This is a genomic window from Streptomyces bohaiensis (genome assembly GCF_012033785.1).
Taxonomy (GTDB): domain Bacteria; phylum Actinomycetota; class Actinomycetes; order Streptomycetales; family Streptomycetaceae; genus Streptomyces; species Streptomyces bohaiensis.
The window spans coordinates 1-12,206 of record NZ_JAAVJC010000144.1 but is presented as its reverse complement, the minus strand read 5'-3'; the positions used below and the strand labels follow the sequence as shown (position 1 = coordinate 12,206).

Annotated in this window: 9 protein-coding genes and 1 pseudogene; 1 reads left to right on the top strand and 9 read right to left on the bottom strand. The window is 72.4% G+C overall.

Annotation, left to right across the window (positions count from 1 at the left end; all coding sequences use genetic code 11):
• Positions 1–332: 332 nt before the first annotated feature.
• The 9 genes from HCN52_RS15835 to HCN52_RS15800 form a co-directional block, all read right to left on the bottom strand.
• Positions 333–539, bottom strand: coding sequence for an acyl-CoA carboxylase epsilon subunit (locus HCN52_RS15835; protein WP_168089097.1), 207 nt, complete (start codon positions 537–539; stop codon positions 333–335).
• Between the two features lie 81 nt (positions 540–620).
• The gene (locus HCN52_RS15830) at positions 621–2,204 is read right to left on the bottom strand and encodes an acyl-CoA carboxylase subunit beta (protein ID WP_168089096.1); all 1,584 of its coding nucleotides are present in this window, start codon (positions 2,202–2,204) and stop codon (positions 621–623) included.
• A gap of 250 nt (positions 2,205–2,454) precedes the next feature.
• Positions 2,455–4,071 (bottom strand): citramalate synthase, encoded by a 1,617-nt coding sequence (gene cimA, locus HCN52_RS15825; protein ID WP_168089095.1) that lies wholly within the window; start codon positions 4,069–4,071, stop codon positions 2,455–2,457.
• 474 nt (positions 4,072–4,545) lie between these two features.
• The gene (locus HCN52_RS15820) at positions 4,546–5,646 is read right to left on the bottom strand and encodes a branched-chain amino acid aminotransferase (RefSeq protein WP_168089094.1); all 1,101 of its coding nucleotides are present in this window, start codon (positions 5,644–5,646) and stop codon (positions 4,546–4,548) included.
• A 262-nt stretch (positions 5,647–5,908) separates the two neighbouring features.
• On the bottom strand, positions 5,909–6,949 hold the full coding sequence (locus HCN52_RS15815; protein ID WP_168089093.1) for a 3-isopropylmalate dehydrogenase: 1,041 nt from the start codon (positions 6,947–6,949) through the stop codon (positions 5,909–5,911).
• 124 nt (positions 6,950–7,073) lie between these two features.
• Positions 7,074–7,208 carry a hypothetical protein gene (locus HCN52_RS25955; RefSeq protein ID WP_280923925.1) on the bottom strand — a complete coding sequence of 45 codons (135 nt, stop codon included), beginning with the start codon at positions 7,206–7,208 and terminating at the stop codon, positions 7,074–7,076.
• Positions 7,209–7,546: 338 nt separating this feature from the next.
• A complete protein-coding gene (locus HCN52_RS15810) occupies positions 7,547–8,299 on the bottom strand; it encodes an HAD family hydrolase (protein WP_168089092.1) in 753 nt (250 codons plus the stop codon).
• A gap of 216 nt (positions 8,300–8,515) precedes the next feature.
• On the bottom strand, positions 8,516–10,147 hold the full coding sequence (gene pruA / locus HCN52_RS15805; protein ID WP_168089091.1) for an L-glutamate gamma-semialdehyde dehydrogenase: 1,632 nt from the start codon (positions 10,145–10,147) through the stop codon (positions 8,516–8,518).
• Between the two features lie 152 nt (positions 10,148–10,299).
• Entirely contained in the window at positions 10,300–11,226 is a 927-nt protein-coding gene (locus HCN52_RS15800) for a proline dehydrogenase family protein (protein WP_168089090.1), read from the bottom strand.
• Positions 11,227–11,472: 246 nt separating this feature from the next.
• Between HCN52_RS15800 and HCN52_RS24785 the strand changes: the two are divergent.
• Positions 11,473–12,206: pseudogene (locus HCN52_RS24785) on the top strand (PucR family transcriptional regulator); the annotation flags it as partial.

Below are 12,206 nucleotides of genomic sequence, written 5' to 3'. Positions count from 1 at the left end.
AGGTGTCCGCGAGGTGCACGAGCGTGGTGCGACCCGGGGCGCGGCGGGGAACGGCGCCTTCCGTCCGGTGGCGGGCGCCCGACGCTGCGGCGGGTACCGTGCGCGCGCCGAGCTGCCGCTCGGTGGGCCGCGAACGGCCCGGGGCCGGAGCCCGAACAGCACAGCGCCGCACGGTCGGGAAGACGTGCGGCGCTGGACGGGTTGCTGCTCGACACCGCCCCGTGCGGTGTGCCGTGTGCGTGGCGGGGTCTCCCCCGTGCACCTGCGCCGCTCAGGGCGTGAAGGCGCCGGGAGCGACCGGGGCGGACCGGTCGCCGGTCAGGGCTCTGGGCTCAGTGCTGCCAGCTGTGGGCGCTGCGGAAGCCGGTGGTGCGCTCCAGTCGGCGCCAGCCCACCGAGGTGCGGTGGACGGGCACCGGGCGGGGTGCGGTCTCGCGGGCGCGGCCGGCGCGGGCGAGCAGCAGGGCGGTGACGGCGGCGAGTTCCTCGTCGCTGGCGCTTCCCCGCTCGACCCGCACCAGGTTGGTGTCGGTGGTCATGACGGTCTCCCCTCAGGTCTGTGTCGATGCGCTGATCGGTCGGACGCGGCCCGGCTCTCGGTCAACGAGCGGGCGCCTGCGTCACTGCGGCGGGTTGCCGTGCTTGCGTGACGGCAGATCGGCGTGCTTCGTCCGCAGCATCTCGAGCGAGCGGATCAGGATCTCCCTGGTCCTGGCCGGGTCGATGACATCGTCGACGAGACCGCGCTCGGCCGCGTAGTAAGGATGCATCAGCTCGGCCTTGTACTCCTTGACCATGCGGGCGCGCATGGCCTCGGGGTCCTCCGCAGCCGCGATCTGGCGACGGAAGATGACGTTGGCCGCGCCTTCGGCCCCCATGACGGCGATCTCGTTGGTCGGCCAGGCGTAGGTGAGGTCCGCGCCGATCGACTGCGAGTCCATGACGATGTAGGCACCGCCGTAGGCCTTGCGCAGGACGACGGAGATCCGCGGCACGGTCGCGTTGCAGTAGGCGTAGAGCAGCTTGGCGCCGTGGCGGATGATGCCGCCGTGCTCCTGGTCCACGCCCGGGAGGAAGCCCGGGACGTCGAGCAGCGTGAGGATCGGGATGTTGAAGGCGTCACACATCTGCACGAAGCGTGCGGCCTTCTCCGACGCCTCGATGTCGAGCACCCCGGCCAGGGACTGCGGCTGGTTGGCGACGATGCCGACGACGCGGCCGTCCATCCGGGCCAGCGTGCAGATGATGTTGGTCGCCCAGCGCTCGTGGATCTCGAGGAACTCCCCGTCGTCCACCAGTTCCTCGATGACCTGCCGCATGTCGTACGGGCGGTTGCCGTCGGCCGGCACCAGGTCGAGCAGCGTCTCGCCGGACCGGTCCGCCGGGTCGTCGCTCTCGATGGTCGGGGGGTTCTCGCGGTTGTTCTGCGGCAGCAGCGACAGGAGGTAGCGGACCTCCTCCAGGCAGCTCTCCTCGTCGTCGTACGCGAAGTGCGCCACCCCGGAGGTCCCGGCGTGCACGTCGGCACCGCCGAGCCCGTTCTGCGTGACCTCCGCACCGGTCACGGCCTGCACGACGTCGGGCCCCGTGATGAACATCTGCGAGGTGTCGCGGACCATGAAGACGAAGTCGGTCAGCGCCGGCGAGTACGCCGCGCCACCCGCGCACGGGCCGAGCATCACGCTGATCTGAGGGATGACACCGGAGGCGCGGGTGTTGCGCTGGAAGATGCCGCCGTAGCCGGCGAGCGCGCTCACGCCCTCCTGGATCCGCGCACCGGCACCGTCGTTCAGCGACACGAGCGGGGCCCCGGCCGCGATCGCCTTGTCCATGATCTTGTGGATCTTCTGGGCGTGCGCCTCACCGAGCGCGCCGCCGAAGATGCGGAAGTCGTGGGCGTAGACGAAGACGGTGCGGCCGTGGACGGTGCCCCATCCGGTGATGACGCCGTCGGTGTAGGGCTTCTTGTTCTCCAGCCCGAAGCCGGTGGCACGGTGCCGCCGCAGCGGCTCCATCTCCTGGAACGACCCCTCGTCGAGGAGCAGGTCGATACGCTCGCGCGCCGTCAGCTTGCCCTTGGCGTGCTGCGCCTCGGTCGCCTTCTCACTCGGCCCCCGGACCACCTCGTCACGGATCGCACGCAGTTCTGCCACGCGACCACGGGCGTCGGGTGACGGCAGGGAGGTCTGGAGCTGATCGGTCATGTAAAGACCCTACGAAACCGGGGCCCCGGAACACGTCGTGGGATCCGTACAGTCTCCGTCCCGTTTTCATGGTCCTGCCGGACAGATCGGCGGGGACGCGCACGCTCGGCGCGCACCACGGAGCGCGTTGCGTACGGGGCGGCCGGGGGGCCGACGGGGCTCCTGCCCCGTGCGGGGCAGCCGGGCCGCACGGGGCGGGGACGGATGCCTGCCCCGTGCGGCCGTCGTCCGCACGGGGCAGACGGCGTGGTCAGTCGGTGGGCTCCAGCCCCGCCCTCAGCAGCCCGAAGGTGTAGGCATCGTCCAACGCCTGCCAGGAGGCGGCGATGACGTTGTCCGCGACGCCCACCGTGGACCACTCCGCGGAGCCGTCACTGGTTGTGACCAGAACGCGGGTCGTGGACTCCGTCCCCTGGGTGCCGGCGAGGATCCGGACCTTGTAGTCGACGAGCTGCATGCGGGCGAGTTCCGGAAAGGTCTGGTCCAGACCGTTGCGCAGCGCCCGGTCGAGGGCGTGCACGGGGCCGTTGCCCTCCCCGCCGGCGACGACGCGTGTCCCCTTGGCCCAGAGCTTGACGGTGGCCTCGTTCTCGAGACCCCCGTCGGCGCGCTGATCGGTGATCGTCCGCCAGCTCTCCAGCCGGAAGAACCGTCGGACACGCCCCAGCACCTCGTCGCGCAGCAGCAGCTCGAACGAGGCGTCGGCGGCTTCGTAGCTGTACCCCTGGAGCTCCCGCTCCTTCGTGCGGTCCACGATGCGGCCGACCAGGTCCCGGTCGCCGGCGAGGTCGTAGCCGAGCTCCTTGCCCTTGAGCTCCACGGAGGCACGGCCGGCCATGTCGGAGACCAGCATCCGCATGGTGTTGCCGACCCGCTCGGGGTCGATGTGCTGGTACAGGTCGGGGTCGACCTTGATGGCCGAGGCGTGCAGCCCGGCCTTGTGGGCGAAGGCCGAGACGCCGACGTACGGCTGGTGCGTGGCGGGCGGGAGATTGACGACCGCGGCGACGGCGTGGGAGATCCGTGTCATTTCGGGGAGGCACCCCTCGGGCAGCACGCGACGGCCGTACTTGAGCTCCAGCGCGGCGACCACGGGGAACAGATTGGCGTTGCCGACCCGCTCGCCGTAACCGTTGGCGGTGCACTGCACGTGCGTGGCGCCGCCGTCGACCGCCGCGAGGGTGTTCGCCACGGCGCAGCCGGTGTCGTCCTGCGCATGGACACCGAGGCGCGCGCCGGTGTCGGTGAGCACGGTGCGGACCACAGCCTGGACCTGGGCGGGCAGCATGCCGCCGTTGGTGTCGCAGAGGACCACGACTTCGGCTCCGGCCCCGTGGGCGGCGGCGACCACGCTGCGGGCGTACTCCGGGTTGGCGGCGTAGCCGTCGAAGAAGTGCTCGCAGTCGACGAAGACACGGCGGCCGCGCGAGCGCAGGTACGCGACGGTGTCCCGGACCATCGCGAGGTTCTCCTCGAGCGTGGTGCGCAGGGCCAGCTCGACGTGGCGGTCGTGGGACTTGGCGACGATGGTGACCACCGGGGCGCCCGAGTCGACGAGGGCCTTCACCTGGGGGTCGTCCGCGGCGGCGGTGCCGGCCTTCCGGGTCGCGCCGAAGGCGACAAGTGTGGCGTGCCGGAAGGTGATCTCCCGTTGTGCGCGCTGGAAGAACTCGGTGTCCCGGGGGTTCGCCCCCGGCCAGCCGCCCTCGATGTAGCCGACGCCGAACTCGTCGAGCAGCCGGGCGATAGCGAGCTTGTCGGCGACGGTGAGGCTGATGCCCTCGCGCTGGGCGCCGTCTCGGAGGGTGGTGTCGAAGACGTGGAAGCCGTCGCTCGGCGGGGCGGTGGCCGGGGCGTCCGTGGTCATGGCGGTGAAACTCCTGTCGGTGGACACGTCGCGGAGGCGTGTCGCTCCTGCTGCCGTCGACTCGCGCGGGGCGTCTTCCGGTGGGGATGGTCCGGAAAACGAAAAGACCCCTCGCGGGTGCGAGAGGTCTGCGCGCGGGTCCGTGGCACTGGTGGCCGCTGCCGTCCGGTGGTGGGACGGTCAGTGGCCGCTGGGGACCGGCGCGCTGTCACCCATAATCATGGAGAGCGAGAGCACGTCGCGAGTCTTCCACACCGATCCTCGCCCCGCTCCCCGCGTCTCATCATCCGGACCGGGCTCCCCAGCTCTCCCCGCCCGACGCGCCCCGGGGGCGCCGCCCCCGGGGCCGGGCAGGGCGCGCGGCGGGTTGCTCGCGCCGCCCGGAGCGCCCCGGAGCGCATGGTGCCCGAGGTGTCCGGGCACCATGCGCTGCCGTCTCGCCCCTGCCGGCCGGAGGGGCGTCCTGGACAGGCGTCAGAGAACGTGGTGCAGCCAGCCGTGGGGGTCGGGCTCACTGCCGGACTGGACGGCGAGGAGCTTCTCCCGCAGCAGGGTGGTGACCGGGCCCGGTCCGCCGTCGCCCACCGTCCAGGAGGCGCTGGTGGACTTGACCGAGCCGACCGGGGTGATCACCGCAGCGGTACCGCAGGCGAAGACCTCGGAGAGGGAGCCGTCGGCGTTGCCCCGGCGCCAGTCGTCCTTGGTGAGGCGGAACTCGCCCGTGGCGTACCCGAGGTCCTCCGCGATCTGCAGGAGCGAGAGCCGGGTGATACCCGGCAACAGGGTCCCGGTCAGCTCCGGGGTGAGGATCCGCGCGTCCTTGCCGGTGCCCTCCACGAAGTAGAGGTTCATGCCGCCCATCTCCTCGATCCAGCGGCGCTCGACGGCGTCCAGCCAGACCACCTGGTCGCAGCCGTGCTGCGCCGCTTCGGCCTGCGCCACGAGGGAGGAGGCGTAGTTGCCCGCGCACTTCGCCTCGCCGGTGCCGCCCGGCGCCGCCCGGACGTACTCCTCCGACAGCCAGACCGAGACGGGCTCGACACCACCGGGGAAGTAGGCGCCGGCCGGGGAGGCGATCACCATGAAGAGGTACTCGTTGGCGGGGCGGACACCGAGGCCGACCTCGGTGGCGAACATGAACGGGCGGATGTACAGCGACTGCTCGGGCTCGTTGGGCACCCAGGCCTCGTCCTGCCGGATCAGCAGGTCGATCGCCTCGACGAACGTCTCCTCGGGGAGTTCGGGCATCGCCAGCCGCCGGGCGGACCGCTGGAAGCGACGGGCGTTCTCCTCCGGCCGGAAGGTCGCGACTCCGCCGTCGGGCTGGCGGTAGGCCTTCAGCCCCTCGAAGATCGACTGCGCGTAGTGCAGCGTCATGTTGGCGGGGTCCATCTGCAGCGGTGCGTAGGGCTGGAGCAGGGCGTCGTGCCAGCCCCGGCCCTCACTCCAGCGGATGGTCACCATGTGGTCGGTGAAATGGCGCCCGAAGCCGGGTGCGGCCAGCACCGCCGCACGGTCCTCGTCCGACAGTGGCTGTGCGGACGGCTTCAGGTCGAAAGCCAGGGGCGTCGTCATCTGCGGGTCCTTCGCTGGGTGTGTGGGCGGACCGCGCCTCCTTCTCGGGCGCCGCGCACCGCGTCCGTGCACAGTACTAGGACGTCCCAGCAGAGGGGGAGCTCGGCGGCGGCGTGCGGCCCGGAGGGGGGTCCGCCGGCCGCCGGGCGGCTGGCGAGGGTGCCGGGCGCGCGGCGGCGCGGGGGTGACAAGGGGGCACCGCACCGCCGGAGTCCGGTCGGTGCGGTGCGGGTACGGCGTGTCGGCCCGGTGGAGCCCGCCGTCAGACGGCTACTCGCGACGCGAGGGCGTCGCCGATCGCAGCGGTGGAGCGCGGGGTTCCGTCCCGCTCGGCGAGGTCCGCGGTGACGGCGTCCTCGATCTTCTCGGCTGCGGCCTCGTGGCCGAGGTGGCGCAGCAGCAGCGCCGCGGACAGCACCGTGGCGGTGGGGTCTGCCTTGCCGGTGCCCGCGATGTCGGGCGCCGAGCCGTGCACGGGCTCGAACATCGACGGGAACGCGCCGGTGGGGTTGATGTTCCCGGAGGCGGCGAGCCCGATTCCGCCGGTCACAGCGGCGGCGAGGTCGGTGAGGATGTCACCGAAGAGGTTGTCCGTGACGATCACGTCGAAGCGCTCGGGCTGGGTGACCAGGAAGATGGTGGCCGCGTCCACGTGCAGGTAGTCGGTGGTGACGCCCGGGTACTCGGCGCCGACCCGCTCGACGGTGCGCGACCACAGGTGGCCGGCGTGGACGAGGACGTTGTTCTTGTGCACGAGCGTGAGCTTCTTCGCGGGCCGGGCCGCCGCACGCTCGAAGGCGTCGCGCACGACCCGCTCCACACCGTAGGCGGTGTTGAGGCTGACCTCGGTCGCGACCTCGGCCGGCGTACCGGTCCGCATCGACCCGCCGTTGCCGACGTACGGGCCTTCCGTCCCCTCGCGCACCACGACGAAGTCGATGTCGGGGCGCCCGGCCAGGGGGGTCGCGGTGTTCGGGAACAACCGGCTGGGGCGCAGGTTCACGTAGTGGTCGAAGGCGAAGCGCAGCTTGAGCAGCAGGCCCCGCTCCAGGACCCCCGAGGGAACCCCGGGATCACCCACGGCGCCCAGCAGGATCGCGTCGTGCCCGCGGAGCTGTGCCAGCTCCGCGTCCGGGAGTGTCTCCCCGGTGGCGTGCCAGCGACGCGCGCCGAGGTCGTACTCGGTGGTCGCGAGCTTGACGTCCGAGGGCAGGGCGGCGCTGAGGACCTTCAGTCCCTCGGCCACCACCTCGGGGCCGATGCCGTCACCGGGGATCACTGCGAGATCGATACTGCGAGCCATGCGGGGAACCTACTACCTCGTTCCAGGGTGTGACACGGAACGTCCGCGATGCGGACGTTCCGCGGCTGGTCACCGCCGCTCGGGGCGGCACAGCAGCCGGCCGTGCGGGGCGGCGGCGGTCGGGTCAGTGCCCGGTGGAGCCGCCGTTGTCCCGTCGGTCCATCGCGCGCTGCAGAGCGGCGGCGGCACTGCGGCGCTCGGCGTCGTCGGCCCGGGCGGCGTGGCGGTGGCGGACTCGGGTGGGTGCGTTCGCAGGCATGAGTGTGCTCCTCACATCGGACCCGGCGTGCGGGAACGGGGTGCAGATATCGGGAGCCGCGTGGGCGGGGGCCTCGACGCGCCGGGGGTCGCCCGGCCTGGTGCGCAGGCCGCCTTCGCCGTTCGCTGGTTGATGCGAGACGTTCGGCTCCTACAAAGCTAGAGCACGGCGGCCGCCGTGTCTCCACAACTAGGCGGACGTCCTAGTATCTGAGACGCGATCTTGCTCCGCCGCTGGTCGAGGCGGGGTGGCGATCGCCGGGGCCGGGTCAGCAGCGCGCGCTGCGGCGGCGCTCGCGCCGGCGCGCCCGAGCGAACGCCGCCGACGACGGCGGACCGTCAGGTCGGCAGCGCCGCCGCACGCGCGCCGCCTGGTGCCCCCGGCGCCGCACCCCCACCTACCACGAGGGGAAGCAGCTCATCGAGGCCGGTGATGCGGGCCACCGGGCCGATGGGCACGGTGGGCGACGCGCCGGAGCGGTCCACCCAGACCCCGGTGAGACCGGCCTCGGCCGCCGCCACTGCGTCGGTGTCCCAACGGTCGCCGACGTAGGCGACCTCCTCCGGCTCCAGGTTCATCGTCATGCACGCCGCGTGGAACGCGGCGGGGTCCGGCTTGGCGCAGCCGAGGTCGTCCGAGCAGACGAGCACCTCGAAGCGGTCGCGGATACCCAGGCGCCGCAGCTTCCGGTCCTGCGGGGCGGCGGCCGAGTTGGACAGGAGACCCTGGCGCAGCCCGGCCGCCGCCACCGCTTCCAGGGCGGGCAGGACATCGGCGAAGACCCGCCACTCCCCCTCGTAGTGCTCGCGGTACCGCGCGAACCAGGCGTCTGCGTCCTCATCCGTGAGCGGCTCCCCCAGGAAGCCGCGTACACGTTCCCGCCGCTGCTCCCCGAAGGTGAGTTCACCGCGCACGAAGCGCCCGTAGTGGAGGGCCATCACGTCGTTCCAGCGCTTCACCGCGTCGGCTGCGCCGGGCCCGGTCAGCGCGGCCCCTTCGGCCGCCAGGTGTCTCAGCACTCCGGCGCGCTCCGCGCCGGAGTAGTCGAAGAGGGTGTCGTCGATGTCCCACAGGACTGCGCGGATCGGCATGGTTCGGGTGCCGCCTTTCGGTGCGGTACGCGCACGTGCGCCTCGGGCCGATGGTAAGCACGCCCCGCCGCCGGCGACCGCCCGGCGGCGGTGGGAATCCGACGGCGTGGGGCGGAAGGCCGACGCATGGCGGCGCCCGGCCCCGCCCGTCGGATGACGGGGCGGGGCCGGGCGCAGAGGTCGCGTACCCCGCGCTGCGGGGCGGCGCAGGACCGGTCAGCCCATGTGCGGGTAGCGGTAGTCGGTCGGCGGGACCAGGGTCTCCTTGATCGCGCGCGTCAGCGTCCAGCGCATCAGGTTCTGCTTGGCGCCGGCCTTGTCGTTGGTGCCGGAGGCCCGGCCGCCACCGAACGGCTGCTGGCCGACGACGGCCCCGGTCGGCTTGTCGTTGATGTAGAAGTTGCCGGCGGCGTAGCGCAGCACCTCGGCGGCGTGTGCGGCCGCGGCCCGGTCACGGGCGATGACGGCGCCGGTCAGACCGTAGTCGGCGACGGACTCCATCTGGTGCAGCATCTCGTCCCACGCGTCGTCCTCGTACACGTGGACCGCGACGATGGGGCCGAAGTACTCGTCCCGGAAGATCTCGTTCTCGGGGTCGCTGCAGGTGATGACGGTGGGCCGCACGAAGTAGCCGACGGAGTCGTCGTAGCCGCCGCCGGCGATGATCTCGCAGGTCGGGTCGGCGGCCGCCCGGTCGATCGCGGCCTTGTTCTTGGCGAAGGCACGGTCGTCGATGACGGCGGAGAGGAAGTTGGACAGGTCGGTGACGGGGCCCATCTGCAGCCCCTCGACCTCCGCGACGAGCTCGTCGCGGAATCCGCTCTCCCAGATCGAGGCGGGGATGTAGGCCCTCGAGAGAGCCGAGCACTTCTGGCCCTGGAACTCGAACGCGCCGCGGGTCACGGCGGTCCGGAGCACGGCCGGGTCGGCGGAGGGGTGGGCGACGAGGAAGTCCTTGCCGCCGGTCTCGCCGACGATCCGCGGGTAGCCGCGGTACTTCTCGATGTTCTCGCCCACGGTGCGCCACAGGTAGCGGAAGGTCGGCGTCGATCCCGTGAAGTGGATACCGGCGAGGTCGCGGTGGTGAAGGACCACCTCGGAGACCTGCTTGCCGTCACCGGTGAGGAGGTTGATGACGCCGGGCGGCATGCCGGCCTCCTCCAGCAGCTCCATCAGCAGCACGGCGGCGTGCGTCTGGGTGGGTGACGGCTTCCAGATGACGACGTTGCCCATGAGGGCGGGCGCGGTCGGCAGGTTCCCGGCGATGGCGGTGAAGTTGAAGGGCGTCACGGCGTACACGAAGCCCTCGAGCGGGCGGTGGTCGAGACGGTTCCACACGCCGGGCGCGTTGGCCACCGGCTGCTCGGCGAGAATCTCGCGGGCGTAGTGGACGTTGAAACGCCAGAAGTCGATGAGCTCGCAGGGAGTGTCGATCTCGGCCTGCTGCGCCGTCTTCGACTGCCCGAGCATCGTCGACGCCGCCAGCTTCTCCCGCCACGGGCCGGCCAGCAGCTCGGCGGCGCGCAGGATGACAGCCGCGCGGTCGTCGAACGACATCGCACGCCACGCGGGCGCGGCTGCGAGAGCCGCGTCGACCGCGTCCTGCGCGTCATCGGCCGTCGCGTTGGCGTAGGTGCCGAGCACAGCGGCGTGGTTGTGGGGCTGGACCACATCGAAGCGGTCGCCGCCACCCATGCGCTTGACGCCGCCGATGGTCAGCGGCAGGTCGATCGGGTTGCCGGAGAGCTCCTTGAGCTGCTGCTCGAGTCGAGCGCGCTCGGGGCTGCCGGGTGCGTAGGTGTGCACCGGCTCGTTCACCGGCACGGGGACCTGGGTCACAGCATCCATGGCCATGGGCTCCTTCGCGTGGGTCGCTTCGTGGGGTCGCGTGTGGTGGTTGTGGTGGGGCGGCGTGGCCCCGGCGGTCCCGGGGCCGGTCGCCGCAGGCGCGCCCCGTGCGGGGCGCCCGCGGGCTGCCCGGTCCCGGTCCGTGGCGGGTTTCAGCCGCGGCTGACGAGCGACCGGGCGAAGAACGCGAGGTTCGCGGGCCGCTCCGCCAGGCGCCGCATGAAGTAGCCGTACCAGTCGGTGCCGTACGGGACGTACACCCGCATCCGGTGCCCGGCGTCCGCAAGCCGGTGCTGCTCCGCTTCCCTGATGCCGTAGAGCATCTGGAACTCGTACTCCCCGGGCTTGCGTCCGAACCGCGCGGCCAGCGCCTCGGTGATGGCCACGAGCCGGGGGTCGTGGGAACCGATCATGGGATAGCCGTCGCCGGCCATCAGGGTCTTCAGGCAGCGGACGTACGCCTTGTCCACCTGGTGCTTGTCCTGGTACGCCACCTCCGCCGGTTCCCGGTAGGCGCCCTTGACCAGCCGTACCCGCGACCCCGCCACGGCCAGGGCCGCGCAGTCGTCCTCCGTGCGGTACAGGTACGACTGGAGCACCGCACCCGTCTGCGGGTGGCGGGCCCGCAGATCGGCAAGGACAGCGAGCGTGGAGTCGACCGTGGTGTGGTCCTCCATGTCGAGGGTAACGGTGGTTCCGGCGGCGGTGGCGGCCTCCACCACCGGCAGTACGTTGTTGTAGGCGATGTCGTGCCCGCCGGGAAGTGCCTGCCCGAAAGCGGAGAGCTTCACCGACATCTCCGCCCGGGCGCCGAGCCCCTCGGCGGCCAGCGCCTCGGCCAGTGCGAGGTAGGCGTCACGAGCGCGTCGGGCCTCGGAGGCGTCGCTGATGTCCTCCCCCAGGTGGTCGAGAGTGACTTCCAGGCGACGGTCGGCGAGGGACCTCACCGCGGTCATCGCGCCGTCCAGCGTCTCGCCCGCGACGAAGCGGTCGACGACGGGGCGGGTGACGGGGGCTGATGCCACCACTCGGCGCAGGCCGTCGCTGCGCGCGGCGGCCAGAAGCACGGGACCCAGCACGGGGCACCTCCACTGGAACGGTCCGACGGATCACTCACCCGCAACCTAAGGATCCCGCGCGCTCCGTCCCATCGACATGTGTCACGCCGCCGTGGCCGCGATCTCATACAGATGTATGAAGGGCCGGGCTGTCGCACAATGGGCACGGGTCCGGGACTTCCCCGGCCCGGGAGATCGGCACTCCGGTGCGGCCCTCGGCCGACGGGGGCGGCGGCACAGCGCGGGCGCGCAGAACGGCGGCGAGTGATGCGGGCGGACTTCCAGGAGCTGGTGGACGAGGTCTCCGCGTTGCTCGACGCTCCTGCCACCCTGGAGGGCCGCGACTTCGGGCTGATCGCCTTCGGAGCCCACGACAGCGACGACGATCGCGTGATGGACCCGGTGCGGACCAGCTCGATTCTCCGGCGCGGTTCCACTCCGGCGGTGCGCGCGTGGTTCGAACGGTTCGGCATCACGCGGGCCGACCGCCCGGTCCGGATCCCGGCCGCCCCCGACGCCGGCGTCCGCACGGGGCGCATCTGCCTGCCCGCGCGGAGCGGGGGCGTGGTGTACGGCTACATCTGGCTGCTGGACGACGGGGCGCTGTCGCTTGACGACCCCCGGCTCACGATCGCATGGGGCGCCGCCGAGCGGGCCGGGGCGCTGCTCGCGGCACGGGCCGGCGCGGTGGCACGGGGCGGGGAACTGCTGTCCGAGCTGCTGGCGGCGGGGCCGTCCGGGGCTGCGGCTGCCGCCGCGGCTCTGGCGCCGACGGTCCGCGTGGACGTCGGGGAGGTGCTGGCCGTGGTGGCGGTGGCTCCCTGGACAGGACGGGGCAGCACCCCGGCCGGCGTGGTGCCCGGAGTCGTCGCCGCGTGCACCGTGTCGGAGAGCGACGCGGTGACGCTGGCCGCGCTGGTCCGGCTACGGGGCGACGGGGCCGAGGGACGGGCCCTCGCGGCCGCCCGGACGCTGCTGGGCGGGCCCGCGGCAGCGCGCCC